At 56.6% G+C, this 26,189-nt stretch carries 24 protein-coding genes and 1 other annotated feature; of the genes, 19 read left to right on the forward strand and 5 right to left on the reverse strand.

What is annotated here, in order from left to right; genetic code table 11:
- From dnaA to gyrB, 4 genes are all read left to right on the forward strand, one after another.
- The gene (gene dnaA, locus HV242_RS00005) at window positions 1–1,398 is read left to right on the forward strand and encodes a chromosomal replication initiator protein DnaA (protein WP_020882755.1); all 1,398 of its coding nucleotides are present in this window, start codon (window positions 1–3) and stop codon (window positions 1,396–1,398) included.
- Between the two features lie 4 nt (window positions 1,399–1,402).
- Window positions 1,403–2,503 carry a DNA polymerase III subunit beta gene (gene dnaN, locus HV242_RS00010; RefSeq protein ID WP_014167956.1) on the forward strand — a complete coding sequence of 367 codons (1,101 nt, stop codon included), beginning with the start codon at window positions 1,403–1,405 and terminating at the stop codon, window positions 2,501–2,503.
- A gap of 147 nt (window positions 2,504–2,650) precedes the next feature.
- A complete protein-coding gene (gene recF / locus HV242_RS00015; RefSeq protein WP_050737668.1) occupies window positions 2,651–3,724 on the forward strand; it encodes a DNA replication/repair protein RecF in 1,074 nt (357 codons plus the stop codon).
- Between the two features lie 28 nt (window positions 3,725–3,752).
- Window positions 3,753–6,164 (forward strand): DNA topoisomerase (ATP-hydrolyzing) subunit B, encoded by a 2,412-nt coding sequence (gene gyrB / locus HV242_RS00020; RefSeq protein WP_020882753.1) that lies wholly within the window; start codon window positions 3,753–3,755, stop codon window positions 6,162–6,164.
- A gap of 33 nt (window positions 6,165–6,197) precedes the next feature.
- On the opposite strand, the gene HV242_RS00025 is transcribed toward gyrB, so the two are convergent.
- On the reverse strand, window positions 6,198–7,145 hold the full coding sequence (locus HV242_RS00025; RefSeq protein WP_050737667.1) for a LysR family transcriptional regulator: 948 nt from the start codon (window positions 7,143–7,145) through the stop codon (window positions 6,198–6,200).
- 109 nt (window positions 7,146–7,254) lie between these two features.
- Here HV242_RS00025 and HV242_RS00030 point away from each other — a divergent pair, with 109 nt between their 5' ends.
- From HV242_RS00030 to HV242_RS00065, 8 genes are all read left to right on the forward strand, one after another.
- Complete coding sequence (locus HV242_RS00030; protein ID WP_014167960.1) at window positions 7,255–8,280, forward strand: zinc-dependent alcohol dehydrogenase family protein; 1,026 nt, start codon at window positions 7,255–7,257, stop codon at window positions 8,278–8,280.
- Window positions 8,281–8,393: 113 nt separating this feature from the next.
- Window positions 8,394–9,206, forward strand: a complete 813-nt coding sequence (yidA, locus tag HV242_RS00035) for a sugar-phosphatase (protein ID WP_025202646.1) — start codon at window positions 8,394–8,396, stop codon at window positions 9,204–9,206.
- A 226-nt stretch (window positions 9,207–9,432) separates the two neighbouring features.
- Complete coding sequence (gene dgoR, locus HV242_RS00040; protein ID WP_050737666.1) at window positions 9,433–10,122, forward strand: D-galactonate utilization transcriptional regulator DgoR; 690 nt, start codon at window positions 9,433–9,435, stop codon at window positions 10,120–10,122.
- Entirely contained in the window at window positions 10,119–10,997 is an 879-nt protein-coding gene (locus HV242_RS00045) for a 2-dehydro-3-deoxygalactonokinase (RefSeq protein ID WP_040018330.1), read from the forward strand. The genes dgoR and HV242_RS00045 overlap by 4 nt, the downstream gene beginning before the upstream one ends.
- Complete coding sequence (locus HV242_RS00050; RefSeq protein WP_032680045.1) at window positions 10,981–11,598, forward strand: 2-dehydro-3-deoxy-6-phosphogalactonate aldolase; 618 nt, start codon at window positions 10,981–10,983, stop codon at window positions 11,596–11,598. Before HV242_RS00045 ends, HV242_RS00050 begins: the two co-directional genes overlap by 17 nt.
- The gene (gene dgoD / locus HV242_RS00055; RefSeq protein WP_014167964.1) at window positions 11,595–12,743 is read left to right on the forward strand and encodes a galactonate dehydratase; all 1,149 of its coding nucleotides are present in this window, start codon (window positions 11,595–11,597) and stop codon (window positions 12,741–12,743) included. The genes HV242_RS00050 and dgoD overlap by 4 nt, the downstream gene beginning before the upstream one ends.
- 72 nt (window positions 12,744–12,815) lie before the next feature.
- Window positions 12,816–14,153 (forward strand): MFS transporter, encoded by a 1,338-nt coding sequence (locus tag HV242_RS00060; RefSeq protein ID WP_080271857.1) that lies wholly within the window; start codon window positions 12,816–12,818, stop codon window positions 14,151–14,153.
- Window positions 14,154–14,204: 51 nt separating this feature from the next.
- Entirely contained in the window at window positions 14,205–15,434 is a 1,230-nt protein-coding gene (locus tag HV242_RS00065; RefSeq protein WP_072126526.1) for a DUF3748 domain-containing protein, read from the forward strand.
- 10 nt (window positions 15,435–15,444) lie between these two features.
- On the opposite strand, the gene HV242_RS00070 is transcribed toward HV242_RS00065, so the two are convergent.
- Window positions 15,445–15,762 carry a YceK/YidQ family lipoprotein gene (locus HV242_RS00070; RefSeq protein WP_025202651.1) on the reverse strand — a complete coding sequence of 106 codons (318 nt, stop codon included), beginning with the start codon at window positions 15,760–15,762 and terminating at the stop codon, window positions 15,445–15,447.
- A 248-nt stretch (window positions 15,763–16,010) separates the two neighbouring features.
- Window positions 16,011–16,083, forward strand: a sequence feature (ROSE (Repression Of Heat Shock gene Expression) occurs in the 5'-region of heat shock genes and acts as an RNA thermometer to modulate expression.).
- On the opposite strand from HV242_RS00070, the gene ibpA reads away from it, so the two are divergent.
- The 3 genes from ibpA (at window position 16,077) to HV242_RS00085 (ending at window position 18,866) form a co-directional block, all read left to right on the forward strand.
- Window positions 16,077–16,487, forward strand: coding sequence for a small heat shock chaperone IbpA (gene ibpA, locus HV242_RS00075; protein ID WP_008500162.1), 411 nt, complete (start codon window positions 16,077–16,079; stop codon window positions 16,485–16,487). (Overlaps the previous feature by 7 nt.)
- A 136-nt stretch (window positions 16,488–16,623) precedes the next feature.
- Complete coding sequence (gene ibpB, locus HV242_RS00080) at window positions 16,624–17,052, forward strand: small heat shock chaperone IbpB (RefSeq protein ID WP_025202652.1); 429 nt, start codon at window positions 16,624–16,626, stop codon at window positions 17,050–17,052.
- Window positions 17,053–17,204: 152 nt separating this feature from the next.
- Window positions 17,205–18,866 (forward strand): putative transporter, encoded by a 1,662-nt coding sequence (locus HV242_RS00085; protein ID WP_020882744.1) that lies wholly within the window; start codon window positions 17,205–17,207, stop codon window positions 18,864–18,866.
- Here the strand turns inward: HV242_RS00085 and HV242_RS00090 are convergent.
- Window positions 18,834–19,580, reverse strand: a complete 747-nt coding sequence (locus tag HV242_RS00090; protein ID WP_050737665.1) for a GntR family transcriptional regulator — start codon at window positions 19,578–19,580, stop codon at window positions 18,834–18,836. The two genes, HV242_RS00085 and HV242_RS00090, sit on opposite strands and share 33 nt — an antisense overlap.
- A gap of 223 nt (window positions 19,581–19,803) precedes the next feature.
- Between HV242_RS00090 and HV242_RS00095 the strand changes: the two genes are divergently transcribed.
- The 4 genes from HV242_RS00095 to HV242_RS00110 all read left to right on the forward strand — a co-directional run bounded on the left by HV242_RS00095 (window position 19,804) and on the right by HV242_RS00110 (window position 23,521).
- Window positions 19,804–21,426 carry an alpha-glucoside-specific PTS transporter subunit IIBC gene (locus HV242_RS00095; RefSeq protein ID WP_050737664.1) on the forward strand — a complete coding sequence of 541 codons (1,623 nt, stop codon included), beginning with the start codon at window positions 19,804–19,806 and terminating at the stop codon, window positions 21,424–21,426.
- A complete protein-coding gene (locus tag HV242_RS00100) occupies window positions 21,423–22,745 on the forward strand; it encodes a 6-phospho-alpha-glucosidase (protein ID WP_014167975.1) in 1,323 nt (440 codons plus the stop codon). The genes HV242_RS00095 and HV242_RS00100 overlap by 4 nt, the downstream gene beginning before the upstream one ends.
- Window positions 22,746–22,836: 91 nt before the next feature.
- The gene (locus HV242_RS00105; protein ID WP_020882741.1) at window positions 22,837–23,184 is read left to right on the forward strand and encodes a YidH family protein; all 348 of its coding nucleotides are present in this window, start codon (window positions 22,837–22,839) and stop codon (window positions 23,182–23,184) included.
- A complete protein-coding gene (locus HV242_RS00110; protein ID WP_014167977.1) occupies window positions 23,174–23,521 on the forward strand; it encodes a DUF202 domain-containing protein in 348 nt (115 codons plus the stop codon). The genes HV242_RS00105 and HV242_RS00110 overlap by 11 nt, the downstream gene beginning before the upstream one ends.
- On the opposite strand, the gene dsdA is transcribed toward HV242_RS00110, so the two are convergent.
- A complete protein-coding gene (gene dsdA, locus HV242_RS00115) occupies window positions 23,505–24,797 on the reverse strand; it encodes a D-serine ammonia-lyase (RefSeq protein WP_032680040.1) in 1,293 nt (430 codons plus the stop codon). The genes HV242_RS00110 and dsdA overlap by 17 nt on opposite strands.
- 17 nt (window positions 24,798–24,814) lie before the next feature.
- Window positions 24,815–26,152 carry a D-serine transporter DsdX gene (dsdX, locus tag HV242_RS00120; protein ID WP_014167979.1) on the reverse strand — a complete coding sequence of 446 codons (1,338 nt, stop codon included), beginning with the start codon at window positions 26,150–26,152 and terminating at the stop codon, window positions 24,815–24,817.
- Window positions 26,153–26,189: the final 37 nt, after the last annotated feature.

Here is a 26,189-nt window from a genome sequence, read left to right on the forward strand (position 1 = left end):
GTGTCACTTTCGCTTTGGCAGCAGTGTCTTGCCCGATTGCAGGATGAGTTACCAGCCACAGAATTCAGTATGTGGATCCGCCCCTTGCAGGCGGAACTGAGCGATAACACGCTGGCTTTGTATGCGCCAAACCGTTTTGTGCTCGATTGGGTAAGGGATAAATACCTTAATAACATCAATGGACTGCTGAATGATTTCTGCGGATCCGATGCGCCACAGCTACGCTTTGAAGTGGGAACAAAACCGGTCACGCAGACCGTGCGTGAAACGGTAAATGTGGCAATACCTGCTCAGGCAGCCCCCGCTCCGGCACCGCGCGCCCTTCCGGCGACCCGTTCGGGCTGGGACAACGTGCCTGCTCCGGCAGAGCAAACCTACCGTTCTAACGTCAATGTTAAACACACGTTCGATAACTTCGTTGAAGGTAAATCGAACCAGCTGGCGCGCGCGGCGGCACGCCAGGTTGCAGATAACCCCGGTGGTGCCTACAACCCGCTGTTCCTTTATGGCGGCACGGGTTTGGGTAAAACGCACCTTCTGCATGCGGTAGGCAACGGCATTATGGCGCGTAAGCCAAATGCGAAAGTGGTGTATATGCACTCCGAGCGCTTCGTTCAGGACATGGTAAAAGCCCTGCAAAACAATGCGATCGAAGAGTTTAAACGCTACTACCGTTCTGTTGACGCACTGCTTATCGATGACATCCAGTTCTTTGCCAACAAAGAACGATCCCAGGAAGAGTTTTTCCACACCTTTAATGCGCTGCTGGAAGGTAATCAGCAGATCATTTTGACGTCGGATCGTTATCCAAAAGAGATCAACGGCGTTGAAGATCGTCTGAAATCCCGTTTTGGCTGGGGCCTGACCGTGGCGATCGAGCCACCGGAACTGGAAACCCGCGTCGCGATCCTGATGAAGAAAGCCGATGAAAACGACATTCGCCTGCCGGGTGAAGTGGCGTTCTTTATTGCCAAGCGTCTGCGCTCCAACGTCCGTGAACTTGAAGGGGCACTGAACCGCGTGATTGCCAATGCCAACTTTACCGGCCGTGCGATCACCATCGATTTTGTGCGTGAAGCGCTGCGCGATTTGCTGGCACTGCAGGAAAAATTGGTCACTATCGACAATATTCAAAAGACGGTGGCCGAGTACTACAAAATCAAAGTGGCAGATTTGCTGTCTAAACGTCGTTCCCGCTCGGTGGCGCGTCCGCGTCAGATGGCGATGGCGCTGGCAAAGGAGTTAACCAACCACAGTCTGCCGGAGATCGGCGATGCGTTTGGTGGCCGTGACCATACGACCGTGCTGCACGCTTGTCGTAAGATTGAGCAGTTACGCGAAGAAAGCCACGACATAAAAGAAGATTTTTCCAATTTAATCAGAACATTATCATCGTGACGCTATGAAATTTACCGTTGAACGTGAACATTTATTAAAACCGCTGCAACAGGTGAGTGGCCCATTAGGTGGCCGCCCAACGCTGCCAATTCTCGGAAACCTGCTGCTTCAGGTCGCGGACGGTACGCTGTCGCTGACCGGCACAGATCTGGAAATGGAAATGATCGCGCGCGTTACGCTGTCTCAGCCGCATGAAGCGGGCGCGACCACTGTTCCGGCACGTAAATTCTTTGATATCTGCCGCGGGCTGCCGGAAGGCGCTGAAATTGCCGTGCAGCTGGAAGGCGACCGTATGCTGGTGCGCTCTGGCCGCAGCCGTTTCTCGCTCTCGACGCTGCCAGCCGCGGACTTCCCGAACCTGGACGACTGGCAGAGTGAAGTTGAATTCACCCTGCCGCAGGCAACGATGAAGCGTCTGATTGAAGCCACGCAGTTCTCAATGGCGCATCAGGACGTTCGTTACTACTTAAACGGCATGCTGTTCGAAACCGAAGGTGAAGAGCTGCGTACCGTGGCTACCGACGGTCACCGACTGGCAGTCTGTTCTATGCCCATTGGCGACTCGCTGCCAAACCATTCGGTGATCGTACCGCGTAAAGGGGTGATTGAGCTGATGCGTATGCTCGACGGTGGTGATACGCCACTGCGCGTGCAGATCGGCAGCAATAACATCCGTGCTCACGTGGGTGATTTTGTCTTCACATCGAAGCTGGTTGACGGTCGTTTCCCGGATTATCGCCGCGTATTGCCGAAGAACCCGGACAAAACGCTGGAAGCAGGTTGCGACAGCCTCAAGCAGGCCTTTGCCCGCGCCGCGATTCTCTCTAACGAGAAATTCCGCGGGGTGCGTCTGTATGTGAGCGAAAATCAGATCAAAATCACCGCCAACAACCCGGAGCAGGAAGAGGCAGAAGAGATTCTGGACGTCACCTATGCCGGGACTGAGATGGAAATCGGCTTTAACGTCAGCTATGTGCTGGATGTGTTGAACGCGCTTAAATGCGAGAACGTTCGCATTCTGCTGACCGACTCTGTTTCGAGTGTACAGATTGAAGATGCGGCCAGCCAAAGTGCGGCTTATGTTGTCATGCCGATGAGGCTGTAGTGAACGCTATCGGGCTATCTTTCTTGCCTTTTTCAACCCGGGCTGTGCTCGCCCCTGTCTCGTACTTCGTGTACGCACCAGGGTCTGCGTGCAGTCCGCGTTGAAACGGGCTGAGCCGATTACGCCCTGGCCCGAAGAAATCCAGATATGTCACTGACGCGCCTTTTAATTAAAGATTTCCGCAATATCGAAAACGCGGATCTCGCTTTATCCCCTGGCTTTAATTTCCTGGTTGGCGCGAACGGCAGCGGCAAAACCAGCGTGCTTGAGGCCATCTACACGCTCGGCCATGGACGGGCGTTTCGCAGTCTGCAAATTGGCCGCGTCATTCGCCACGAACAGGAAGCCTTTGTTCTGCACGGGCGTTTGCAGGGCGAGGAGCGTGAAACGGCCATCGGTCTGACCAAAGACAAGCAGGGCGACAGCAAGGTTCGTATCGACGGTACTGATGGCCACAAAGTGGCTGAGCTCGCGCTGCTGATGCCAATGCAGCTGATTACGCCGGAGGGGTTTACTTTACTCAATGGCGGCCCCAAATACAGAAGAGCCTTCCTTGACTGGGGATGCTTTCACAACGAAGCCGGTTTCTTTAACGCCTGGAGCAACCTGAAGCGCCTGCTTAAGCAGCGTAACGCTGCACTGCGCCAGGTGACACGCTACGCCCAGCTGCGCCCGTGGGACAAGGAATTAATTCCCCTTGCGGAACAAATCAGCTGCTGGCGTGCCGAATACAGCGCGGGTATCGCCGACGATATGGCCGACACCTGCAGACAGTTTTTACCTGAATTCTCTCTCACCTTCTCCTTCCAGCGCGGCTGGGAGAAAGAGACAGATTATGCCGAAGTGTTAGAGAGAAATTTCGAGCGCGACCGCATGCTGACCTACACCGCACATGGCCCGCACAAGGCGGATTTCCGCATTCGTGCCGACGGTGCGCCGGTGGAAGACACGCTGTCGCGTGGGCAGCTCAAGCTTTTGATGTGTGCGCTGCGCCTGGCGCAGGGAGAGTTTTTGACCCGCGAGAGCGGGCGACGCTGCCTGTACCTGATAGATGATTTTGCCTCGGAACTTGACGACGCGCGGCGCGGGCTGCTTGCCAGCCGCTTAAAAGCCACGCAGTCACAGGTTTTCGTCAGTGCGATTAGCGCTGAACACGTTATAGACATGTCGGACGAAAATTCGAAGATGTTTACCGTGGAAAAGGGTAAAATAACGGATTAACCCAAGTTGAAATGAGCGAGAAACGTTGATGTCGAATTCTTATGACTCCTCCAGTATCAAAGTCCTGAAAGGGCTGGATGCGGTGCGTAAGCGCCCGGGTATGTATATCGGCGACACGGATGACGGCACCGGTCTGCACCACATGGTATTCGAGGTGGTAGATAACGCTATCGACGAAGCGCTCGCGGGTCACTGTAAAGACATCGTGGTCACGATCCATGCGGACAACTCCGTCTCCGTCACCGATGACGGTCGTGGCATCCCAACCGGTATTCACCCGGAAGAGGGCGTATCGGCTGCGGAAGTTATCATGACCGTTCTGCACGCAGGCGGTAAGTTCGATGATAACTCCTATAAAGTTTCCGGCGGTCTGCACGGTGTAGGTGTGTCCGTGGTTAACGCCCTGTCGCAGAAACTGGAGCTGGTTATCCAGCGCGAAGGCAAAATTCACCGTCAGCTGTATACGCACGGCGTGCCGCAGGCACCGCTGGCTGTTACGGGTGACACCGACAAAACCGGTACCATGGTGCGTTTCTGGCCGAGCCTTGAAACGTTCACCAACGTTACCGAGTTCGAATATGAGATTCTGGCGAAACGCCTGCGTGAACTGTCGTTCCTGAACTCCGGCGTCTCGATTCGTCTGCGTGATAAACGTGACAACAGAGAAGACCACTTCCACTACGAAGGCGGTATCCGGGCATTCGTTGAGTATCTGAACAAGAACAAAACGCCTATTCACCCGAATATCTTCTACTTCTCTACCGAAAAAGACGGTATTGGCGTGGAAGTGGCGCTGCAGTGGAACGACGGTTTCCAGGAAAACATCTACTGCTTCACCAACAACATTCCACAGCGTGACGGCGGTACTCACCTTGCGGGCTTCCGTGCGGCGATGACCCGTACCCTGAATGCCTACATGGACAAAGAAGGCTACAGCAAGAAAGCGAAAGTCAGCGCCACCGGTGACGATGCCCGTGAAGGCCTGATCGCGGTTGTCTCCGTGAAGGTGCCGGATCCGAAGTTCTCCTCTCAGACTAAAGACAAGCTGGTCTCTTCTGAGGTGAAATCGGCGGTTGAACAGCAGATGAACGAACTGCTGAGCGAATACCTGCTGGAAAACCCGTCAGACGCGAAAATCGTGGTTGGCAAAATTATCGATGCGGCACGTGCCCGTGAAGCGGCGCGTAAAGCCCGTGAAATGACCCGTCGTAAAGGCGCGCTGGATTTAGCTGGCCTGCCAGGCAAACTGGCTGACTGCCAGGAACGCGACCCGGCGCTGTCCGAACTGTACCTCGTGGAAGGGGACTCCGCGGGCGGTTCTGCGAAGCAGGGCCGTAACCGTAAGAATCAGGCCATCCTGCCGCTGAAGGGTAAAATCCTCAACGTAGAGAAGGCCCGTTTCGACAAGATGCTCTCTTCTCAGGAAGTGGCAACGCTGATCACCGCGCTCGGTTGCGGCATCGGCCGTGACGAGTACAACCCGGACAAACTGCGCTACCACAGCATCATCATCATGACCGATGCGGACGTCGACGGCTCGCACATCCGTACGCTGCTGTTGACCTTCTTCTATCGTCAGATGCCAGAAATTGTTGAACGTGGCCACGTCTACATTGCACAGCCACCGCTGTACAAAGTGAAGAAAGGCAAACAGGAACAGTACATCAAAGACGACGAAGCGATGGATCAGTACCAAATCGCGATCGCGCTTGATGGTGCGACCCTGCATGCGAACTCTCACGCCCCTGCACTGGCCGGTGAGCCGCTGGAGCGTCTGGTGTCCGAGTTTAACGCGGCGCAGAAAATGATTGGTCGTATGGAGCGTCGTTATCCTAAATCGCTGCTGAAGGCGCTGATTTATCAGCCAACCCTGACGGAAGCCGATCTGAGCGATGAACAGGTTGTTACCCGCTGGGTGAACACCCTGGTAACCGAGCTGAACGAGAAAGAGCAGCACGGCAGCCAGTGGAAGTTCGATGTCCAGCAGAACGCTCAGCAGCAGTTCGAACCGATTGTGCGCGTGCGTACTCACGGCGTTGATACCGATTACCCCCTGGAGCACGAGTTTGTGACCGGTCCGGAATATCGCCGTATCTGTACGCTGGGTGAGAAGCTCCGTGGTCTTATCGAAGACGATGCGTTTATCGAACGTGGTGAACGTCGTCAGCCGGTAGCAAGCTTCGAGCAGGCGCTGGAATGGCTGGTGAAAGAGTCCCGTCGTGGTCTGTCTATTCAGCGTTATAAAGGTCTGGGTGAAATGAACCCGGATCAGCTGTGGGAAACCACCATGGATCCGGAAAGCCGTCGTATGCTGCGCGTGACCGTTAAAGACGCGATTGCAGCCGATCAGCTGTTCACAACCCTGATGGGCGATGCGGTTGAACCACGTCGTGCCTTTATCGAAGAGAACGCCCTGAAAGCGGCGAATATCGATATCTAAGGGTGGTTACACCGCAAGTCAGAGGCCGCGCGTTTAGCGCGGCTTTTTTGTGGGCGCAGAATTATCAGCATCCAGCTCCAGCGACAGGACTGACGGTAACCGGCTGACCAGCATGTCGACCGCAATCCTGACTCGCAGGGGCAGATGCGGCGTCTGCTGCCAGACCGCGTGAACGTCGAAACGCACATCCGGCGCCTGTTTTAAGAGTGGGATGAGCCTTCCATTCTGCAGCTCTTTGCGCACCATCCAGCAGGGTAACCATGCAATACCATGCCCGGCCAGCGCTGCGTCGCAGATAGCCTGCAGATCGTCCATATTGAGGGATGAGCGGGGAATTAGGGTGTGCTGCGTGCCTTCGTGGTCCGCCAGTTCCCACGGTAACACCCTGCCGGCACGCAGGTAGTTAATGGCCTTATGCTGGCGTAAATCGGCAACGGTTTCAGGCTGGCCGTTATTCCTCAGGTACTCCGGCGCGGCGCACAGCACCATTCGGTGTTCCCCCAGGCGTCTGGCGACCAGCATGGTGCTGTCCGGCAGTGCGCCGTTTCGCACCGCCATATCAAACCCTTCCTCGACGATATCCACTACGCGATCGCTGAATGACATTTCCAGCTCAAGGGCAGGATGCTCCTGCGTCAAGGCTATCAGCAGCGGGGCGATGCACTGGCGACCAAACAGCACCGGCATGGCAACACGCAGACGGCCACTCACCTGATGTTTCCCTGTTTCCAGCAGCGACTCCGCGCCACGGATTTCCTGGAGTGCTCGCAGGCAACGTTCATAAAAAAGGGCACCGTTATCGGTCAGGCTTTGGCTACGCGTTGTGCGCTGAAACAGGCGTACTCCCAGCCGCGCTTCAAGGCGAGCAATGCTTTTCCCTACCGCCGAGCGCGACAAATGCAAACGCACCGCGGCCTGAGCAAAACTGCCTGCCTCTACGGCGGCGACAAAAACGGGAATATCCTTCAGCGTATCGGTCATGGATTGTCGCTCTTCAGGAATCAATAGTGGGAAAATGTATCGCCACTGGCGACCATGAGTCAACGTTAGACTGTCAGTACTGAAGTGCATTTGATAACAGGAGAAAAAGATGACAGAGATGATGCAACGCTGGTCAATGGACGCCCTTGGGCGTGAAAACCTCAGACTCACTCAGGCGCCTGTTCCCCAGCCGGGTCCGGGTGAAGTGCGTGTGCGGGTGAACGCTGTTGCGCTCAACTATCGCGATAAAATGGTCATTGAAGGCAACATGCCGATCGCGCTCACCTTCCCGTTTACTCCGGCATCTGACATGGCAGGCGTGGTGGACAGTACGGGTGAAGGCGTTACCCGCTTTAAACCCGGTGCTCGCGTCATCTCCACCTTCTCTCCGGAGTGGGTAGACGGTAAACCGAAAGGCGACGCCCGCAATTTGCCCTACCAGACGCTGGGCGGTTACTTCCAGGGGATGCTGTCTGAATACGTGATCATGCGTGAAAACTGGCTGGTGGCCGCCCCGGAAACGCTGGATGACGCAGAGGCCAGCACCTTACCCTGCGCGGGGCTTACCGCATGGTTTGCGCTGGTGGAGCGCGGACAGTTACGTGCCGGACAGTCGGTGCTGGTGCAAGGCACTGGCGGTGTCGCAATCTTCGCGCTGCAAATCGCCAAAGCACACGGTGCAGAAGTTTTTGTGACGTCGGGCAGTGATGAAAAACTGGCGCTGGCTAAAACGCTCGGTGCCGATCGGGGCATCAACCGGCTTAAAGGGAACTGGGCTGACGAGATTTACGCGCTGACGCAGGATCGCGGTATCGACCATATTATTGAAACCGTTGGCGGGGAGAACCTGAGACATTCCCTGCGGGCCGTTGCCGTTCACGGGCGCATATCCGTCATTGGCGTGTTGGCCGGGAGTGAAATCTCGCTGCCTGCCAGCGAACTCTTGCTGAAATCACCGGTGATTCAGGGGATTGGCGTCGGGCACCGCCGTGCGCTGGAAGATTTTGTCCGCGCAGTCGATGTCACGGGGCTGAAACCGGTGATTGAACACCGCTACCGTTTTAACCAGCTTGAAGAGGCGCTTGTACACCTCGACCGCGGTGCTTTTGGCAAAATAGTCCTCACCCGCGAGTAAGCCGTTATCCCCGGGACAGACGTAAAAGGGGGCTTTTGTTGCGCAATGTAGCTCTATTTTTGTGGGCTTAATCGCGTTAGCATGAGGCAGCACTCATTTATCCCGGGGACCCTATGGCTATCAAACTTATTGCTATCGACATGGACGGCACGCTGTTGCTGCCAGACCACACTATTTCTCCAGCCGTTAAAAACGCGATTGCCGCTGCGCGCGCAAAAGGCGTGAATGTGGTACTGACCACCGGTCGTCCGTATGCGGGCGTGCACAGCTACCTGAAAGAGCTGCACATGAATCAGCCGGGCGATTACTGCATTACCTATAACGGTGCGCTGGTACAGAAGGCGGCGGATGGCAGCACGGTGGCGCAAACCGCGCTGAACTATGACGATTACCTGTTCCTGGAAAAACTGTCCCGCGAGGTCGGTTCCCATTTCCACGCGCTCGATCGCAATACGCTCTATACCGCTAACCGTGATATCAGCTATTACACCGTACATGAATCCTATGTCGCGACGATCCCACTGGTGTTCTGCGAAGCTGAGAAAATGGATCCGAGCACCCAGTTCCTGAAAGTGATGATGATTGATGAGCCTGACATCCTGGATAAAGCGATTGCGCGCATTCCGGCTGAGGTAAAAGAGAAATACACCGTGCTGAAAAGTGCTCCGTACTTCCTCGAAATCCTGGATAAACGCGTCAATAAAGGCACCGGTGTGAAATCGCTGGCAGATACGCTGGGCATCAAACCGGAAGAGATCATGGCGCTGGGCGATCAGGAAAACGACATTGCGATGATTGAATATGCGGGCATGGGTGTGGCAATGGACAATGCGATCCCGTCCGTGAAAGACGTGGCCAATTTCGTGACCAAATCTAACCTCGAAGACGGCGTTGCCTACGCGATCGAGAAATTTGTTCTGCAGTAACAGCGTTTCACGCTCATCAGCCTCGGTTATCAACCGGGGCTTTTTTTTGCGCTGAATTTATCAAATTGTTCTTTTTGTGATCTTGATTGTAGTACAACATTAATTGATTGTACTACATTACAGCCACGGTAATGACGAAAGGCGTCACGTTTGTACTGCAAAAATGAGGCGAAATTCAGCGGTCGAGGTAAAGTAGTCCTGAACATACAGAGCATAAGGACTCTCCATGACTCTCAATAAAACCGATCGCATCGTCATCACGCTGGGCACCCAGATCGTGGGTGGAAAGTACGTTCCCGGTTCACCGCTGCCTGCTGAGGCAGAGCTGTGTGAGGAGTTTGAAACCTCGCGCAACATCATTCGGGAAGTGTTTCGCTCGCTCATGGCAAAGCGGCTGATTGAAATGAAGCGCTACCGCGGCGCCTTTGTCGCCCCGCGTAATCAGTGGAACTACCTCGACACCGATGTCCTGCAGTGGGTGCTGGAAAACGACTACGACCCAAGGCTGATTGGTGCGATGAGTGAGGTACGAAACCTGGTAGAGCCGGCCATCGCCCGTTGGGCTGCGGAACGTGCAACGTCAGGAGACCTGGCTCAGATTGAGTCCGCCCTGAACGACATGATTGCCAATAACCAGAGCCGGGATGCGTTCAACGAAGCGGACATCCGCTATCACGAAGCGGTGCTGCAGTCGGTCCATAACCCGGTATTACAGCAGCTTAGCGTTGCCATCAGCTCGCTACAGCGCGCGGTATTTGAACGAACCTGGATGGGCGATGAGGCCAACATGCCAAAAACGCTCCAGGAACATAAAGCGCTGTTCGATGCTATCCGGCATCAGGACGGCGATGCGGCAGAGCAGGCGGCACTCACGATGATCGCCAGCTCGACACGAAGGTTGAAGGAAATCACATGACATCTCGCTACATCGCTATTGACTGGGGATCGACCAATCTGCGCGCCTGGCTGTATCAGGGCGAGCAGTGCCTGGAAAGCAGGCAATCAGAAGCAGGCGTGACGCGCCTGAACGGTAAATCCCCCGAGGCGGTGTTAGCAGAGGTGACACACAACTGGCGCGAGAGCACCACGCCGGTGGTCATGGCGGGCATGGTGGGCAGTAACGTGGGCTGGAAGGTCGCGCCTTATCTGCCCGTACCTGCCGCGTTCGCTGCCATTGGCGAGCAGTTAACGTCCGTTGGTGACAATATCTGGATTATTCCAGGATTATGCGTTTCCCGGAACGATAACCACAATGTGATGCGCGGCGAAGAGACCCAGCTCCTTGGCGCGCGCATGCTCTCTCCTTCTTCTGTCTACGTCATGCCCGGCACGCACTGTAAATGGGTGCAGGCCGACGCTGAGCACATCCACGATTTTCGCACCGTGATGACCGGTGAGCTGCACCACTTGCTGCTGACGCACTCGCTGGTGGGCGCGGGGTTGCCGGAGCAGGACGCTTCGCCCGAGGCCTTTGCCGCCGGGCTGGAGCGGGGTATCGCCAGCCCTGCCGTTTTGCCGCAACTTTTTGAAGTTCGCGCTTCGCATGTACTGGGCACGCTTCCCCGTACGCAGGTCAGCGAATTTTTATCGGGCCTGTTGATTGGCGCGGAAGTCGCCAGCCTGAGCGAGCAGTTCGCCGGGCAACAGACCATCACCCTCGTCGCGGGTTCATCGCTGACCTCTCGCTACCGCCAGGCGTTCAATGCCATCGGGCGGGACGTGGCGGCGGTAGAGGGCGACACGGCATTTCAGGCAGGAATAAGGAGCATCGCTCATGCAGTGGCAAACTAATCTTCCCCTCATCGCTATCCTGCGCGGCGTCACGCCCGACGAGGTATTAGCGCACGTAGGTGCGGCGATCGACGCTGGTTTTGACGCCGTGGAAATACCGCTTAATTCCCCACAGTGGGAAAAGAGCATCCCGGCGGTCGTGGACGCGTTTGGTGATAAGGCGTTGATTGGCGCTGGCACCGTTCTGCAACCGGAGCAGGTGGACCAGCTTGCGCAGATGGGCTGCAGGCTGATTGTGACGCCGAATATTCACCCTGAGGTGATCCGTCGCGCAGTGGGCTACGGCATGACCGTCTGCCCGGGATGCGCAACGGCAACAGAAGCGTTCGCGGCTCTCGATGCGGGCGCGCAGTCGCTCAAAATTTTCCCGTCATCGGCTTTTGGTCCGGCCTATATCAGCGCGCTGAAAGCGGTATTGCCCGCCAGCGTACCGGTCTTTGCCGTGGGGGGCGTGACGCCAGAAAACCTGGCGCAGTGGATCAACGCAGGTTGTGTCGGGGCGGGTCTGGGCAGCGATCTCTATCGCGCCGGGCAATCCGTCGAACGTACCGCACAGCAGGCGGCCGCATTTGTGAAAGCGTATCGAGAGGCAGTGAAATGAAAATAACCAAACTCACCACGTACCGTTTACCGCCGCGTTGGCTGTTCCTGAAAATCGAAACCGATGAAGGCGTGGTCGGCTGGGGCGAACCGGTCATTGAAGGGCGTGCGCGTACCGTGGAAGCGGCGGTGCATGAGCTGGGCGAGTACCTGACAGGACAAGATCCTGCCCGTATCAACGACCTGTGGCAGGTGATGTACCGCGCGGGTTTCTACCGGGGCGGACCGGTTCTGATGAGCGCCATCGCCGGTATCGACCAGGCGTTATGGGATATCAAAGGCAAAGTGCTGAATGCCCCGGTCTGGCAGCTGATGGGCGGCCTGGTGCGCGACAAAATCAAAGCCTACAGCTGGGTGGGCGGCGACCGTCCCGCGGAGGTGATCGACGGTATCAGGCAGTTGCGCAATATTGGTTTTGACACCTTTAAACTGAACGGCTGCGAAGAGATGGGCGTCATCGACAACGCACGGGCGGTAGACCGCGCGGTAAATACCGTGGCGCAGATCCGTGAAGCGTTCGGCAACGAGATTGAGTTTGGCCTGGACTTCCACGGTCGCGTCAGCGCGCCGATGGCCAAAGTGCTGATTAAAGAGCTGGAGCCGTACCGTCCGCTGTTTATCGAAGAGCCGGTGTTGGCCGAGCAGGCGGAGTACTACCCGAAACTGGCCGCACAGACGCATATCCCGATTGCCGCCGGTGAGCGCATGTTCTCGCGCTTCGAGTTCAAACGCGTGCTGGAAGCTGGCGGCCTGGCGATATTGCAGCCGGATCTGTCGCATGCCGGCGGCATCACAGAATGCTACAAAATCGCCGGGATGGCGGAAGCCTACGACGTGGCGCTGGCACCGCATTGTCCGCTGGGGCCGATCGCACTGGCAGCCTGTCTGCACGTCGATTTTGTCTCGCGCAACGCGGTGTTCCAGGAACAGAGCATGGGCATTCACTATAACAAGGGCGCGGAACTGCTCGACTTTGTGAAAAACAAAGATGATTTCAGCATGGAAGGCGGTTTCTTTAAACCGTTAACGAAGCCGGGCCTTGGCGTGGATATCGACGAAGCCAAAGTCATTGAGCTGAGTAAAAACGCGCCGGACTGGCGCAACCCGTTATGGCGTCATGAAGATGGCTCTGTCGCTGAGTGGTAATTCAGCCAAAGCACATCGCCACTAAAAAGTAATTTCAACAATAACAAACACACCCTCTGTAAATTACAGGGCATGGTGAGCGGCTTCGCTATGCCCAAAATCTGGAGACAGATTGCGATGGATATTCCCGTTACTGCTGCAAAAACCGGGCGTCGGCGCTACCTGACGCTGGTCATGATTTTTATTACTGTGGTCATCTGTTACGTTGACCGCGCCAACCTTGCCGTGGCTTCAGCCCATATTCAGGAGGAGTTTGGGATCAGCAAAGCGGAAATGGGCTACGTCTTTTCGGCGTTTGCCTGGCTGTATACGCTGTGCCAGATCCCCGGCGGCTGGTTCCTTGACCGTGTCGGCTCGCGCCTGACCTATTTCATTGCCATCTTTGGCTGGTCTGTGGCGACCCTTTTCCAGGGCTTTGCCACCGGGTTGATGTCGCTGATTGGCCTGCGTGCGATCACCGGGATTTTCGAAGCCCCGGCGTTTCCGACCAATAACCGCATGGTGACCAGCTGGTTCCCGGAGCATGAACGCGCCTCGGCCGTTGGGTTCTACACCTCCGGGCAGTTTGTCGGCCTGGCGTTCCTGACGCCGCTGCTGATCTGGATCCAGGAACTGCTGAGCTGGCACTGGGTCTTTATTGTGACCGGAGGGATCGGCATTATCTGGTCGTTAATCTGGTTCAAGGTCTATCAACCGCCGCGTCTCACCAAAAGTATCAGCAAAGCTGAACTGGACTATATCCGCGACGGTGGCGGTCTGGTGGATGGCGATGCGCCGGTGAAAAAAGAGGCGCGTCAGCCGCTGACTAAAGCTGACTGGAAGCTGGTTTTCCACCGCAAGCTGGTGGGGGTTTATCTGGGGCAGTTCGCGGTGACCTCCACGCTGTGGTTCTTCCTGACCTGGTTCCCGAACTATCTGACCCAGGAAAAAGGCATCACCGCGCTGAAAGCGGGCTTTATGACCACCGTACCGTTCCTGGCGGCCTTCTTTGGTGTGCTGCTTTCCGGCTGGCTGGCGGACAGGCTGGTGAAAAAAGGGTTCTCGCTGGGTGTCGCGCGTAAAACGCCTATTATCTGCGGGCTGCTGATCTCCACCTGCATCATGGGCGCAAACTACACCAACGATCCGGTCTGGATTATGACGCTGATGGCGATTGCGTTCTTCGGTAACGGTTTTGCCTCCATCACCTGGTCGCTGGTCTCCTCGCTGGCCCCGATGCGCCTGATTGGTCTGACCGGTGGCGTGTTCAACTTTGTCGGCGGCCTGGGGGGGATCACGGTTCCGCTGGTCATCGGTTATCTGGCTCAGGACTATGGCTTTGGCCCGGCACTGATCTATATCTCCGCAGTGGCCTTGCTCGGTGCGCTCTCCTATATCCTGCTGGTAGGTGACGTCAAACGTGTAGGCTAATTCCCCGCAATGTTTTACCCTGATGCGATAACTGCGCATCAGGGTAACGCCATGAAACAAATCACCTTCGCCTCCCGTCATCACCAGCTTACCAATATCAATACCTGGACGCCGGACAGCCAGTGGCTGGCCTACGATGTGCGTCCGTCCGGCGCATCGTTTACCGGTGAAACTATTGAGCGGGTCAATGTTATTACGGGTGACGTCGAGGTGATCTATCGCGCCAGTCACGGTGCGCATGTTGGCGTGGTGACCGTTCATCCGCAGCAGGACAAATATGTCTTTATCCACGGCCCGGAAAACCCGGATGCAGACTGGCACTACGATTTTCATCATCGTCAGGGCGTGGTTGTACACAACGGTCAGGTGAGTAACCTGGATGCCATGGATATCACGCCGCCTTATACCGCAGGCGCGCTGCGTGGCGGCAGCCACGTGCACGTTTTTAGCCCTGACGGACAGTTCGTGAGCTTTACCTACAACGACCATGTATTGCATGAGCGTGACCCGAAGCTCGATTTACGTAATGTCGGCGTCGCAGTACCTTTTGGCCCGGTGATGCCGCAGGGGACGCATCCACGTGAATATTCCGGCACCTTCTGGAGCGTGCTGGTGAGCCGCACGACGCCCGCGCCTCAGCCCGGCAGCGATGAGATCAACCGAGCCTATGAAGAGGGTTGGGTGGGCAATGACAGGCTGGCGTTTATCGGCGATACCGTGTCTGCGACAGGCGAGAAAGTGCCAGAACTGTTTATTGTGGATCTGCCCAACGACGAGCAGGGATGGAAACGCGCGGGCGATGCGCCGCTGCAGGGGACTCCTGAGACGCTGCCTGCGCCCCCGGCGGGTGTCATGCAGCGCCGGCTGACCTTTACCCACCAGCGGGCATTCCCGGGGCTGGTAAACGTGCCGCGTCACTGGGTGCGCTGCAACCCACAGGGGACGCAGATTGCGTTTCTGATGCGTGATGATAAGGGCATTGTGCAGCTGTGGCTTATCGCCCCTGAAGGCGGCGAACCACGCCAGTTGACGCATAACGAAAGTGACATTCAGTCAGCATTTACCTGGCACCCTGCCGGTCACCGTCTTGGATTTGTGCTGGAAGAGCGGATTGCCTGCTGTGATGCGCAAACCGGAGAGGTGACGTTTTTGACGTCCGATCACGGCAATCCACCGTCTGGTGATGCGGTCGTGTTTTCCCCGGACGGGCGTTTTATTGCATGGATGGAAGAGACAGAAGGTTTCCGTCAGCTTTGGCTAACGGAAACCGGGCAGCGTTAACGCGTTGGCGTTAAGCGGGTGGAATGACGGAATTGGTGGCCAGATTTTGCTGCTCGCTTTTCTCTACCCGCGAGCGCACGGAGCTGTCCTTACGGAACATATCCCACGGGAGCAAAAGCGTATCGGCCACAGCCGTAAACGGCATATCCAGGATGACCAGGGATTTTGTGCCCCAGTTGGTATCGTCATCGGAGATCATCTCAGCGCTGGCACGCGTCCCCGGATATGTTCCTTCTTTACCGCCGGTGTGAGACATCACGCTCGAACACCCGCAAAGTAAAACAACCCCGCTGAACGTCGTCAGCTTTATCAGAACATTTTTCATCATCACTCAGTCATCGTTAATGGCACTGCATAAACCTGCAACTCAGGGTTATAGCGAGCCTCGTTCAAAATGGATAGCCCGATAACCCCGCACTGTGGTAGCCATCGCAATTTAACCCTTTGTGCTGTTGTCCCAGTCTAAGCGAGATGCACGAAAGTGCAAAAAAAAGTGCGCCCGCTGCGCTTGAAAAGACCGGTTCCAGACCCATTTTAAGAATGTAACCCGATAACGAACACGCCTGAGGGGTGTTCAGGGGCACACTGGCCTGTCCATGGTGGAAGGCTACAATTTCTCGCTGATTTCAGGAGCTTTTATTTATGCGTAACTTCGATCTTTCCCCGCTATACCGTTCTGCAATTGGTTTTGACCGCCTGTTTAACCATTTAGAAAATAACCAAAGCCAGAGCAACGGCTACCCTCCATACAATGTTGAACTGGTTGATGAAAACCACTACCGCATCGCCATTGCCGTCGCCGGTTTTGCAGAGAACGAACTGGAGATCACCGCGCAGGACAACCTGCTGGTGGTGAAAGGTTCACATACGGCTGAGCAGAAAGAACGCACCTACCTTTATCAGGGTATCGCCGAGCGCAACTTTGAACGCAAGTTCCAGTTAGCCGAGAACATTCACGTGAAAGGCGCGAACCTGGTCAACGGCCTGCTGTTTATCGAACTGGAACGTGTGATTCCGGAAGAGAAAAAACCGCGCCGTATCGAGATCAACTGATTATGCGGGTCGCGCGAGCGGCCCACCCAGAATTGCTTGCCGTAATGGGAGCATATGTGAATCCATGAGGATTTGCAGGAACAACTGCGCACAAAAATAAACTGTGCCGAACTCGCTTCTCAGAAGGAGATTTAGTATGCGTAACTACGATTTATCCCCCCTGCTGCGTCAGTGGATTGGTTTTGACAAACTGGCTAATGCCCTGCAAAGCACCACCGAGCAACAGACGTTTCCGCCGTACAACATCGAAAAAAGCGATGACAACCACTATCGCATCACCCTTGCGCTGGCCGGGTTCCGCCAGGACGATCTGGATATTCAGCTCGAAGGCACGCGCCTGACCGTGAAAGGTACGCCGGAAAAACAAGAAACCGAGACCAAATGGCTGCACCAGGGCCTGGTTAATCAGCCGTTTAGCCTGAGCTTTACTCTGGCTGACCATATGGAAGTGTCCGGCGCGACATTTACCAACGGGCTGCTGCATATCGACCTGACCCGCAACGTGCCGGAAGCCATTGCACCGCAGCGTATCGCCATTAGCGAGCGTCCTGCGCTGAACAGTTAACCCTCTGCGGGTTGTTGCCTCTCCCACAGGGAGAGGATGAAAAGATAACGCCCTGCCCCGGCAGGGCTTTTTTGTGCGCCATCGCCCATACAACCGCGTGCGGCTCTGAGAGAATCCTTAGCATAACTAAGGTTATGCACAGGAAGTGGATCATGAGTGATATCGCGTTAACCGTTAGCGTGTTGGCCCTGGTCGCAGTGGTGGGTCTGTGGATTGGCAATGTTAAAATCCGCGGCGTCGGATTTGGGATAGGCGGGGTGCTGTTCGGCGGGATTTTTGTCGGCCATTTTGCCGACCAGCTTGGGCTGGTGCTCAGCGCCGAAATGCTCCATTTCATCCAGGAATTCGGTCTGATCCTCTTCGTCTACACCATCGGTATTCAGGTGGGACCTGGCTTTTTCGCTTCCCTTCGGGTCTCCGGATTACGGCTGAACCTGTTTGCCTTCGGCATTGTGGTGATGGGAGGGCTGGTCACCGCCATTCTGCATAAGCTCTTCGATATTCCGCTGCCGGTGGTGCTGGGTATTTTCTCCGGGGCGGTCACCAATACGCCTGCACTGGGTGCGGGTCAGCAAATTCTGCGCGACCTTGGCATCTCTCCCGGTATTGTCGACCAGATGGGGATGAGCTACGCCATGGCCTATCCGTTTGGGATTTGCGGCATTTTGCTCTCCATGTGGCTGGTGCGGGTACTCTTTCGCATTAACGTCGAAAACGAGGCGAAAGACCACGAAACCACGCTCACCAACGGTCATATGCCGATCAAAACCATCAACATTCGCGTCGATAACCCCAACCTTAACAATATGGCGATTCAGGATGTGCCGATCCTGAACAGCGCCAATATTATCTGCTCACGCCTTAAACGTGACGATATGCTGATGGTACCTGCGCCCGGGACCATTATTCAGCAGGGTGACCTGCTGCACCTGGTCGGACAGCCCGGGGATTTAAACAACGCGCGGCTGGTGATTGGTCAGGAGGTGGAGACCTCGCTTTCCACGCGCGGCACCGATATGCGTGTAGAGCGCGTCGTGGTGACCAACGAGCACGTGCTTGGCAAGAAAATACGCGATTTGCAGGTTAAGGAGCGCTATGACGTCGTGATCTCCCGTCTTAACCGTGCTGGGGTGGAACTGGTCGCCAGCCCGGAAGCCAGCCTGCAGTTCGGCGATATCCTGAACCTGGTTGGGCGCCCGTCATCCATTGATGCGGTAGCGGACATGGTGGGTAACGCCCAGCAAAAACTGCAGCAGGTGCAGATGTTGCCGGTCTTTATCGGTATCGGGCTGGGGGTGCTGCTTGGCTCCATTCCGCTGTATGTCCCGGGTTTTCCGGTTGCGCTCAAGCTGGGCCTGGCGGGCGGACCGCTGATTATGGCGCTGATCCTCGGGCGTATCGGCTGTATCGGTAAGCTCTACTGGTTTATGCCGCCGAGCGCCAACCTGGCGCTGCGCGAGCTGGGGATTGTGCTGTTTCTGGCGGTGGTCGGCCTGAAATCCGGGGGCGATTTTATCGATACCCTGGTGAAGGGCGAGGGGATGAGCTGGGTCGGCTACGGGATATTTATCACGGCGATTCCGCTCCTGACGATGGGGATTCTGGCGCGGATGTTCGCCAAAATGAACTATCTGACGCTCTGCGGCATGCTCGCCGGATCAATGACTGACCCACCCGCACTGGCCTTTGCCAACAACCTGCACGCCACCAGCGGCGCGGCGGCGCTGTCATACGCCACGGTCTACCCGCTGGTGATGTTCCTGCGCATTATTACCCCGCAGCTACTGGCGGTGCTGTTCTGGGGGATGAGCTAGCAGATCGTCCGGGTGGATGCGCCGCAGATGGTAGTCCACCTGGTAATCACGGGTATTACGGAACATCACGGAATAATTGAGAAATTCGCCGCTGTTGCTGTAGGAGAGAGACGTTATCCGCAGCAGCGGCGTCTGTTCCGGCAGGTTCAGGTAACCGGCGAGCTGTTTATCTGCCAGCACCGGCGTCAGGCTCTCGTAGTTGCCGCTGATGGTTATTCCGCACTCCTTCTCGATGTAATCAAACTTCGACCCTTCCAGATGTGCCAGTGAAAGCGTGCGGAACAGCTTCACGGGCATAAAGCTGTCCTCCAGCATCAGGGGCTTTCCGTCGACATAACGCACCCGGCGCGAGAAGTAGATACGCTCATCCACCTGAATGCGGAGCTGGCTGGCGATAGCGGGCGGAGCGGGCATCACTTCGAACTGTAGCACCTTGCTCTGCACCTCTTTTCCCTGCTGGCGCAGCACCTCCACCAGCCCGGTCAGATTGGTGGTTTCGTGGTGGACATCTTTACGCGCCACGAATGTCCCGCTACCGTGTCGGCGTTCAACCAGCCCCCAGTTCACCAGCAGATCCAGCGCCTTCCGAATGGTCATCCGCGCCACGCCAAACTCCTGCGCCAGCGCTTTCTCACCCGGCAGCGGACTCCCGATATTGTAGTCCGACGAATTCAGCCGCAGCCGCAACCTGTCAGCGATAGATTTGTAGATCACCAGTAGACCTCTCTTCCCGTATTAACGCGTGGCTTGCGTCCTGACATGTCCATATTAACAACGAAAAGTAGACCTGACTGGTCAAAATAAAACCATGAATGCGATCACGAATCGCAGCGGCACGTCATGTTCGCCCATGGGTAAATTCTTATGCTCACTTCAGGCCCAGCAAAAAATCATAAAGGCCTCTACCCCCTACAGGTTGTTACGTGAGGATTTAAAAATGCTCAGTCAAATACAACGTTTTGGCGGCGCCATGTTTACCCCGGTGTTGTTATTTCCCTTTGCCGGGATCGTGGTCGGGATCGCCATCATGCTTCGCAACCCGCTGTTTGTGGGCGAGGCCTTAACCGCCCCCGATAATCTGTTCGCGCAAATTGTTCACATCATTGAAGAGGGCGGCTGGGCGGTGTTTCGCAATATGCCGCTGATTTTTGCCGTGGGTTTACCGATTGGTCTGGCGAAGCAGGCGCAGGGCCGCGCCTGCCTGGCGGTGCTGATCAGTTTTCTGACCTGGAACTACTTTATCAATGCGATGGGGATGACATGGGGTCATTTCTTTGGCGTCAACTTCGCCGCTGAGCCCACTGCTGGCAGCGGACTGGCCATGATTGCCGGTATCAAAACGCTCGATACCAGCATCATTGGGGCGATTGTGATTTCGGGGATCGTCACCGCTATCCACAACCGCTATTTCGACAAGCAGTTGCCTGTTTTTCTGGGGATTTTTCAGGGCACCTCGTTTGTCGTTATCCTCGCGTTCTTTGTGATGATCCCCTGCGCCTGGCTGACGCTGATGGGCTGGCCGAAAGTGCAGCTCGGCATTGAGTCCCTGCAGGCCTTTTTACGCTCTGCCGGTGCGCTGGGGGTGTGGGTTTATACCTTCCTGGAACGCATTCTGATCCCTACCGGATTACACCACTTTGTCTACGGTCCGTTTATCTTTGGCCCGGCAGCGGTCGAGGGCGGCATCCAGGTTTATTGGGCGCAGCATCTTCAGGAATTTAGCCAAAGCACGCTGCCGCTGAAAACCCTGTTCCCGGAAGGCGGTTTTGCGCTTCACGGCAACGCCAAAGTGTTTGGCTCTGTCGGGATTGCGCTGGCGCTCTGGTACACCGCATCACCGGAAAACCGCGTCAAAGTGGCAGGCCTGCTGATCCCGGCCACGCTGACCGCCGTGCTGGTGGGCATTACCGAGCCGCTGGAATTCACCTTCCTGTTCATTTCGCCGCTGCTGTTTGCCGTCCACGCCGTTCTGGCTGCCACGATGGCGACGGTGATGTACATCTTCGGCGTCGTGGGCAACATGGGCGGCGGACTGCTGGACCAGTTCCTGCCGCAAAACTGGATCCCCATGTTCCACAACCACGCCTCGACGGTATTCACCCAGATGGGTATCGGTCTTTGCTTCACCGGCCTCTATTTCGTGGTCTTCAAAACGCTGATTGAACGGCTGAACCTTAAAACCCCGGGCCGTGAAGAGAGCGAAGTCAAACTTTACTGCAAGGCGGATTATAAAGCGGCGCGCGGGCAAACCACCGCACCGGCTGCCGCCAGCCAGCAGGTTGGGCAAGCCGCCGGATTCCTGCAGGCGCTGGGCGGCGCGGCCAATATCGAAAGCATCAATAACTGCGCCACCCGCTTACGTATCGCGCTGGTCGACATGGCGCAAACCCAAAGCGATGACGTCTTTAAGGCCCTGGGCGCACACGGTGTGGTGCGACGCGGCAACGGCATTCAGGTGATTGTTGGACTGCACGTTCCTCAGGTGCGAGACCAGCTTGAATCGCTGATGAAAACCCCTTCAACAAACGAACAAACTACCCTGACAGAGGCTATATCATGAAAAAATTCTCAGTTGTCATTGCAGGCGGCGGCAGTACCTTCACGCCGGGGATCGTCCTGATGCTGTTAGCCAACCGTGACCGTTTTCCGCTGCGCGCGCTGAAATTCTATGACAACGACGGCGCACGTCAGGAGACCATCGCCGAGGCGTGCAAGATCATCCTTAAAGAGCAGGCTCCGGAGATTGAGTTTAGCTACACCACCGATCCTGAAGCAGCCTTTACCGACGTCGATTTTGTGATGGCACATATCCGCGTGGGGAAATACCCGATGCGTGAAAAAGACGAGAAAATCCCCCTGCGTCACGGTGTGCTGGGTCAGGAGACCTGCGGACCCGGCGGGATCGCTTACGGCATGCGCTCTATTGGCGGCGTGCTGGAGCTGGTCGATTACATGACGCAATACTCCCCGAATGCGTGGATGCTGAACTACTCCAACCCGGCGGCCATCGTGGCTGAAGCGACCCGTCGCCTGCGACCCAACGCCAAAATCCTCAACATCTGCGATATGCCCATCGGCATAGAAGGGCGTATGGCGCAGATAGTCGGCCTTAAAGACCGTAAAGAGATGCGCGTGCGTTACTACGGGCTGAACCACTTCGGATGGTGGACATCCATTGAAGATGCAAACGGCAATGATTTAATGCCGAAACTGCGCGAATATGTCGCGAAAAACGGCTATGTACCGCCCTCTGACAATGCTCATACCGAAGCCAGCTGGAACGACACGTTCGCGAAGGCAAAAGATGTGCAGGCGCTGGATCCGGACACCATGCCAAACACCTATCTGAAATATTACCTGTTCCCGGACTACGTGGTCGCGCACTCCAATCCGGAACGCACGCGCGCTAACGAGGTGATGGATCACCGTGAGAAGCATGTGTTCAGCGCCTGCCGGGCGATTATCGAAGCCGGTGTATCGTCCGCCGGGGAGCTGGAAATCGACGAACATGCGTCGTACATCGTCGATCTGGCGACTGCGATTGCCTTCAACACTCAGGAGCGCATGCTGCTGATTGTGCCCAACAACGGTGCCATTCATAACTTTGATGCCGACGCGATGGTAGAAATTCCGTGCCTGGTCGGTCATAACGGGCCGGAGCCGTTAACGGTGGGTGATATTCCACACTTCCAGAAAGGGTTGATGAGCCAACAGGTAGCGGTGGAAAAACTGGTAGTGGATGCCTGGGAGCAGCGCTCGTACCAGAAATTGTGGCAGGCGATTACGCTGTCGAAAACGGTGCCGAGCGCCTCCGTTGCGAAAGCGATTCTGGATGATCTGATCGAGGCCAACAAAGCGTACTGGCCAGCGCTGCATTAATTGTCCTGACCGGCATCGCCCGATGCCGGTCTCCTTGTCCTTGTCGATTTACGCTATGCTGGAACCTGCCTGTAGCAGACAAGGAATCTTCATGAAAATTTCCCGCCTCGGTGAAGCCCCTGACTACCGCTTCTCGCTGGCTAATGAGCGTACGTTCCTCGCATGGATCCGCACCGCGTTGGGCTTTCTCGCCGCAGGTGTGGGGCTTGACCAGCTCGCGCCTGATTTTGCCACGCCGCTGATCCGCGAAGTGCTGGCGTTGCTGCTGTGCCTGTTTGCCGGCGTGCTGGCCATTTACGGCTACCTGCGCTGGCTGCGTAACGAAAAGGCGATGCGGCTCAAGCAGGATCTTCCCTATACGCGTGGGTTACTCATCATCAGCATGATTTTGCTGGCGGTAGCGGGCGTGGTGATGGTGCTGGTGTTGTATGGTGGATAACCGCAAAGCGCGACGCGAAGCCGACCCCGGCCTGCAGCCGGAGCGGACGTCGCTGGCCTGGCTGCGTACGTTACTGGGGTATGGCGCGCTGATTGCCCTCGCCATCAAGCACAACTGGCATCGCACAGGCGTGCCATTCTGGATCTCACTGGTCGTGCTGGCGCTTGTGGCGATCGTTTTGTGGCGCTATACCCGCAGTCGCAACGTAATGGATGTGACGCAGGACGATTTTGTACAGCCGAAGGCGGTGCGCGATAAGTTCCTGATCGCCCTCGCGGTGCTGTCGTTGTCACTGCTGTTTGCGGTCACCCATCTGCAGTTTATTTTTTCCCTTTAGCCAGGTACTTCGCCATCTCGTCTTCCGGCACCATTCCGCCGCCGGTTGCCCAGACCAGATGGGTCGCGTTCGCGGATGCGACAGGAACACGCAGCGGCCCGGCCATGCCCGCCAGCGCCGACGGCTCAAGGCGAATGCCTTCTTCCTGCGCCAGCCAGCCGAGCATGTCGTACATGCTTTGATCGGAAAGGGTATAGAACCCGTCAAGCAGCCGCTCCATCGCCCGGCCCACAAAGCCAGACGCGCGTCCAACCGCCAGCCCGTCGGCGGCCGTCACGTTGTCGATACCCAGATCCTGCACGGCGATGGCATCATGCAGCCCGGTGTAGACGCCCAGCAGCATGCACGGGGAGTGTGTCGGCTCGGCGAAGAAACAGTGTACGTTATCGCCAAAGGCCAGCTTCAGGCCAAACGCCACGCCGCCAGGACCGCCACCGACGCCACAGGGCAAATAGACGTACAGCGGATGTTCCGCATCCACCACGCGGCCCTGCGCGGCAAACTGCGCTTTTAGCCGCTCGCCTGCCACCGCATAGCCGAGGAACAGCGTGCGGGAGTTCTCATCGTCGATAAAGAAACAGTTCGGATCGCTCTCCGCGGCCTTACGTCCTTGCTCCACCGCCACGCCGTAATCCTGCTCATATTCCACGACGATCACACCGTGGCTACGCAGTTTGGCTTTTTTCCACTCACGGGCATCGGCAGACATGTGCACCGTAACCTGAAAGCCGATGCGCGCGCTCATGATGCCAATGGACATCCCGAGGTTGCCGGTGGATCCCACCGCGATACTGTACTGGCTGAAGAACGCTTTAAAACGCGGTTCCAGCAGGATGCTGTAATCGTCTTCGACGCTCAGTAACCCTGCTTCCAGCGCCAGTTTTTCGGCGTGAGTCAGCACTTCATAGATGCCCCCGCGCGCTTTGATGGAGCCAGAGATAGGCAGATGACTGTCTTTTTTCAGCAGCAGCGTGCCGGGAATGGCCACCCCCGATTCGTTCTCCAGCCTTTTCTGCATCGCCGGGATAGCCACCAGCTCGGACTCGATAATCCCCTGCGTGGCCGCCGTTTCGGGGAACGCTTTTGCCAGATACGGCGCAAAGCGGTTAAGGCGTGCATGCGCGTCGTCCACATCGGCTTTGCTCAGCCCGACATACGGCAACCCTTCAGCAAGCGAGGTGGTGCGTGGGTTTAGCCAGGTGGTCTCTTTCAGGGCAATCAGATCCTCAATCAGAGGGAACTGTGCGGTTAAGGTGCTGATAGTTGCGTTTTCCATAGTACGTCTCTTCGCGCTCAGATAATGAAAGAAAGCAGGAATGTGCTGCCAAGTGCAAGTACCGAGGCGATAAACGTCGCCGTCGTATAGTACTTCAGGGTCTCGTTCAGGCTGGCACCGCAGTACTGCTTCACCAGCCAGAAGAGGGAATCGGTCACGATCGTGCAGCCAATGGCACCGGAACCGATGGCAATGGTGATGATCTCCGGACTGACGTTGGGATAGAGCGGCAGCATGGGTGCGACGATGGCGGTTGCGCCCATCATCGCCACCGTGGCCGACCCCACCGCCGCGTGCAGAACCAGCGCCACCAGCCACGCGAGCAGGATCGGGTGCATATTCAGGTTCGACAGAATGTGCGCCAGGGTATCGGCCAGGCCGCTGGTTTTGAGGATGGCGTTAAACGCGCCGCCCGCGCCGATAATCAACAGAATGTTGGCGATGGCGCCAAAGCCGTGCTCGGTATGGGTCAGCATCGTACCCATCCCCATATGCTGGCGCAGCCCCAGCAGGTAATAGGCGACGAACACGGCGATGAACATGGCGGTGATCGGGTTACCGATAAATTCCAGCAGCGTATACAGCGTGCCTTCTCTTGCCATATTCAGCTCGGCGAGGGTCTTCACCAGCATCAGGCCAATGGGCAGCAGCACGGTAAACAGCGTGGCTCCCAGCGAGGGCAGCGTATGTTCTTCACGAACGTTGAGGTCAGAAAATTCAGCCGGGACGGCTTTGAAGGGCAGGCGATCGCCCAGCAATTTCAGGAACAGCGGGCCGCCAACCAGCGAGGCCAGCAGGCCAACCATCAGACCGTAGACGATAACCGTCCCCACGTCCGCCCCCAGTTTATTCGTGACAAACAGGGCCGCCGGGTGCGGCGGAACCACGCAGTGCACCGCCATCAGCGCGGTACAGAGGGGAATGGCCAGCTTCAGCAGCGAGGTATGGGTCTTTTTGGCGATGGAGAAGGCCAGCGGGATCAGCAGGACGACGCCGACTTCAACAAACAGCGTAATGCCGCAGATAAGCCCCACCAGTACCATGATGACATCAGCTGACAGCCAGCGGCAACGCTGAAGCGCTATCCCAATGCGTTCTGCCGCACCGGACACCTCCATCATTTTGCCGAGGATGGTGCCAAGCCCGATCACCGCCGCCAGGAAGCCGAGCGTGCCGCCAATACCGCTTTCAATGGCATTCACCATGTCCAGCGGGCGCATTCCCATCATGGCACCGACAAAAAAGCTCGCCAGCAGCAGCGCCAGGAACGGGTGAAACTTCAGTTTTACGATAGTTAATACGATTAACGCGATGCTGATGAGCAGCGTCGCCACAACCCAGACCTGAGCACCCATATCTCACCTCACCCTTATGTTATTTACGGGTATTGGA

It is taken from the genome of Enterobacter sp. RHBSTW-00593 (assembly GCF_013784105.1).
Taxonomy (GTDB): domain Bacteria; phylum Pseudomonadota; class Gammaproteobacteria; order Enterobacterales; family Enterobacteriaceae; genus Enterobacter; species Enterobacter ludwigii.

Bases quoted from the DNA above. Each gene is read 5' to 3' on its own strand.
- dsdX (WP_014167979.1), bottom strand. From the start codon at position 26,152: ATGGGTGCTCAGGTCTGGGTTGTGGCGACGCTGCTCATCAGCATCGCG.
- gyrB (WP_020882753.1), top strand. From the start codon at position 3,753: ATGTCGAATTCTTATGACTCCTCCAGTATCAAAGTCCTGAAAGGGCTG.
- ibpA (WP_008500162.1), top strand. From the start codon at position 16,077: ATGCGTAACTTCGATCTTTCCCCGCTATACCGTTCTGCAATTGGTTTT.
- recF (WP_050737668.1), top strand. From the start codon at position 2,651: ATGTCACTGACGCGCCTTTTAATTAAAGATTTCCGCAATATCGAAAAC.
- dgoD (WP_014167964.1), top strand. From the start codon at position 11,595: ATGAAAATAACCAAACTCACCACGTACCGTTTACCGCCGCGTTGGCTG.
- HV242_RS00110 (WP_014167977.1), top strand. From the start codon at position 23,174: ATGGTGGATAACCGCAAAGCGCGACGCGAAGCCGACCCCGGCCTGCAG.
- HV242_RS00100 (WP_014167975.1), top strand. From the start codon at position 21,423: ATGAAAAAATTCTCAGTTGTCATTGCAGGCGGCGGCAGTACCTTCACG.
- yidA (WP_025202646.1), top strand. From the start codon at position 8,394: ATGGCTATCAAACTTATTGCTATCGACATGGACGGCACGCTGTTGCTG.
- HV242_RS00065 (WP_072126526.1), top strand. From the start codon at position 14,205: ATGAAACAAATCACCTTCGCCTCCCGTCATCACCAGCTTACCAATATC.
- HV242_RS00070 (WP_025202651.1), bottom strand. From the start codon at position 15,762: ATGATGAAAAATGTTCTGATAAAGCTGACGACGTTCAGCGGGGTTGTT.
- dnaN (WP_014167956.1), top strand. From the start codon at position 1,403: ATGAAATTTACCGTTGAACGTGAACATTTATTAAAACCGCTGCAACAG.
- dgoR (WP_050737666.1), top strand. From the start codon at position 9,433: ATGACTCTCAATAAAACCGATCGCATCGTCATCACGCTGGGCACCCAG.
- dsdA (WP_032680040.1), bottom strand. From the start codon at position 24,797: ATGGAAAACGCAACTATCAGCACCTTAACCGCACAGTTCCCTCTGATT.
- HV242_RS00050 (WP_032680045.1), top strand. From the start codon at position 10,981: ATGCAGTGGCAAACTAATCTTCCCCTCATCGCTATCCTGCGCGGCGTC.
- HV242_RS00030 (WP_014167960.1), top strand. From the start codon at position 7,255: ATGACAGAGATGATGCAACGCTGGTCAATGGACGCCCTTGGGCGTGAA.
- HV242_RS00085 (WP_020882744.1), top strand. From the start codon at position 17,205: ATGAGTGATATCGCGTTAACCGTTAGCGTGTTGGCCCTGGTCGCAGTG.
- HV242_RS00045 (WP_040018330.1), top strand. From the start codon at position 10,119: ATGACATCTCGCTACATCGCTATTGACTGGGGATCGACCAATCTGCGC.
- HV242_RS00105 (WP_020882741.1), top strand. From the start codon at position 22,837: ATGAAAATTTCCCGCCTCGGTGAAGCCCCTGACTACCGCTTCTCGCTG.
- HV242_RS00095 (WP_050737664.1), top strand. From the start codon at position 19,804: ATGCTCAGTCAAATACAACGTTTTGGCGGCGCCATGTTTACCCCGGTG.
- HV242_RS00060 (WP_080271857.1), top strand. From the start codon at position 12,816: ATGGTGAGCGGCTTCGCTATGCCCAAAATCTGGAGACAGATTGCGATG.
- HV242_RS00025 (WP_050737667.1), bottom strand. From the start codon at position 7,145: ATGACCGATACGCTGAAGGATATTCCCGTTTTTGTCGCCGCCGTAGAG.
- ibpB (WP_025202652.1), top strand. From the start codon at position 16,624: ATGCGTAACTACGATTTATCCCCCCTGCTGCGTCAGTGGATTGGTTTT.